General features: G+C 75.0%; 3 protein-coding genes. All 3 read left to right on the top strand.

The window, feature by feature from the left end:
* The first annotated feature begins 212 nt into the window (after positions 1-212).
* Positions 213-980 carry an SDR family oxidoreductase gene (locus tag ABZ794_RS33880; protein ID WP_357519501.1) on the top strand — a complete coding sequence of 256 codons (768 nt, stop codon included), beginning with the start codon at positions 213-215 and terminating at the stop codon, positions 978-980.
* Positions 981-1,074: 94 nt separating this feature from the next.
* Positions 1,075-1,686 (top strand): TetR/AcrR family transcriptional regulator, encoded by a 612-nt coding sequence (locus ABZ794_RS33875; RefSeq protein WP_210786573.1) that lies wholly within the window; start codon positions 1,075-1,077, stop codon positions 1,684-1,686.
* 64 nt (positions 1,687-1,750) lie between these two features.
* The coding region (locus ABZ794_RS33870; protein WP_357519499.1) for an AAA family ATPase at positions 1,751-2,082 on the top strand (332 nt) is incomplete at its 3' end.

The raw sequence follows: 2,082 nt of genomic DNA, 5'->3' as shown, positions 1-2,082 counted from the left end.
CCGCGCCCCCGCGCCCCCCCCCCCCGGGCCCGCCCCCCCGCCCGCGGGGGCGCCCCCCGCCCCGTGGGCCCCCGCCGCCCCGCCGCCCCCCGGGGGGTCGCCCCCCCCCCCCCCGCCGGCGCGCACGGCTGCGCGCGTGCTGCCGGCGCGGCCTGCCGGCCGATCGTCGGAGGCGTTGACCGATACCGATCGACGCTCCTACTATCTGCACCGTGAATGCATATTCGGGCCGACTCGCGGGCCGGGTCGCCATCGTCACCGGCGCCAGTCGCGGGATCGGTCTGGCCATCGCCCAACGCCTCGTCGCCGAAGGCGCGCGGGTAGGTCTGACCGCCCGCCGCCCCGAGGGGCTGGCCGAGGCGGTCGCCAACCTGGGCGGCCCGGCACACCCCCCCGGGGTGCCGGGCCGGGCCGACGACCCCGCGCACCGGGCCGCCGCGGTGAGCCAGGTGAGCGCGGCGTTCGGGCCGGTGGACCTGCTGGTCAACAACACCGGCATCAACCCGGTGCACGGCCCGCTGGTCGAGCTGGACCTGGCCGCGGCCCGCAAGATCCTCGACGTGAACGTGGTCGCCGCGCTCGGCTGGGTGCAGGAGGTCTGGGCCGCCGGCATGAGCGAGCGCGGCGGCTGCGTCGTCAACGTCTCGTCGATCGCCGGGCTCGGCCCGTCGCCCGGCATCGCCTGCTACGGGGTCAGCAAGGCCGCGCTCAACCATCTCACCGCCAGCCTCGCCGTGGAGTTGGGGCCGACGGTCCGGGTCAACGCGGTCGCCCCCGGCGTGGTGAAGACCCGCTTCGCCGCCGCCCTCTACGACGGGCGGGAGGCCGAGGTCGCCGCGCGGTACCCGCTCGGGCGCCTCGGTCTGCCGTCGGACGTGGCGGGCGCTGTCGCCTTCCTGGCCTCGGACGACGCCAGTTGGATCACCGGGCAGACCATCATCTGCGACGGCGGCGTCTCGCTGACCGGCCGGGCCGGATGACGGCGTCGGCGGAGCGTCCGAAGCCGCTGATCAACGGCTGTCTAGACTCGGCGGTGCGTCGGGGGACGCCGTGGCGGTGAGGGGGCGAGGGCGGATGGACGGGGTCGATGTGGCGGGCCGGGTGGACGGGCGTACCGCCCGCGCCGAGCGGACCCGCGCGGCCATCGTCGAGGCGCACCTCGCGCTCATCTCCGAGGGTGACCTCCGCCCCACCGGGGAACGCATCGCCGAGCGGGCCGGCATCTCGCTGCGCACCCTCTGGACCAACTTCAAGGACATGGAGACGCTCTTCGAGGCCAGCGGCGCGGAGGTGCTCCGCCAGCAGGACGCCGCCCACCGGCCGATCTCACCGGGGCTGCCGTTGGCGAAGCGGGTCGACGCGTACTGCCGGCAGCGGGCTCGACTGCTCCAGCTCATCGCACCGTCGGCGCGGGCCGCCCAGATGCGTGAGCCGGTCTCCGAACAGCTGCACCGCAACCGTCTCAAGCACATCGAACGGGTCCGCGACGAGGTCGAGGACCTCTTCGCCGTCGAGCTGGCCGAGGCCGGGGCGGGGCGGGAGCAGTTGCTCAACGCCCTGGTGGCGGCGAGCACCTGGCAGGCCTGGTCGATGCTGCGCTACGGGCTCGAGTTGGGCGTGGACCAGGCCCGCGCGGTGATGGCCCGGACCGTGGGCGCCCTGCTGGCCGAGGTCGCGCCCGACTGATTCCGGCCCGGCCCGATATTGCCCCCTCTTTCCATTCGGTTTCCGATGGGTAACACTGGCAGGCATGGTTACTGCATCAAGAGTGCAACTAACCGTGCTGCGTGGCCGGGACGACGAGTGCCGGGCTGTCCGGAGCCTGCTCGACGGCATGACCAACGCCGGCGGTGCCCTGCTGTTGCGCGGAGAGCCCGGATCGGGCCGGACGACGCTGGTCGGCTACGCCCATCGGCACGCCGAGGGTGGCTGCACAGTGCTCGCCGGCAGCGGGCTCGCCGAGGAGGCCGCCCTGCCGTACGCCGGCCTGCAACGTCTGGTCGACCCGGTGCTCGACCGGGCCGCCGCCCTGCCCGGCGAGCAGCGCCAGTTGCTGCGGCGCGCGCTGGCCGGGAAGAGTTG

Source organism: Micromonospora sp. NPDC047187 (assembly GCF_040643355.1).
GTDB lineage: Bacteria > Actinomycetota > Actinomycetes > Mycobacteriales > Micromonosporaceae > Micromonospora > Micromonospora salmantinae.
This window is presented reverse-complemented; position numbering and strand designations above follow the sequence as displayed.